General features: G+C 68.8%; 1 protein-coding gene. It reads left to right on the forward strand.

Translation table 11 applies throughout. The features are described from left to right. Positions 1-525: hypothetical protein (locus NN4_RS45615; protein WP_186818942.1), on the forward strand; the 525-nt coding region annotated here is incomplete at both ends.

Raw genomic sequence — 525 nt, forward strand, 5'->3', positions numbered from 1 at the left:
CGACGTTGTGGAAGCCACCGGTCAAGGACGCCGAGCACTACCGGGCCGTCGCGATGGCGCGGGCACTGCTCGTCGGCGCTGAACCCGGCGTATGGATCTCCGAGCGCCAGCTTCGTCACGATGCTGCTGTCGCGGCGCGTGAATCTCGTTCTCGCGGTTCACGTTCGGTCGGTCACATCCACGACGGCCGGTTCCTGGGCGTGGTAGGCGGCACGTACGGCTGGTGGGCACTCGAGGTCGAACTCACCGCCAAGAGCGCCAAGAACATGGACAAGGCATTGCGCGGGGCGCTCTATGCCGCCCGCGACGCCGAACCCGAACCGATGATCGGGCTGATCTATCTCTACCGGGGCCGCGAGGTCGCACGCACCCTCGACGCCGCGTTCGCCAGGCTGCCCGCCGAACTGCGCAGCACGCTCCAGTTCGTCGACGGCGACATCGACGAGGAGTGGGCCGAATTCCTCACCACCCGGGCTGCGCTGCGCGCGGCCAGCCGCAAACCCAACCCCAACCACCGGCGCCCGC

Origin of the sequence: Nocardia ninae NBRC 108245 (assembly GCF_007990755.1) — a bacterium.
Lineage (GTDB): Bacteria > Actinomycetota > Actinomycetes > Mycobacteriales > Mycobacteriaceae > Nocardia > Nocardia ninae.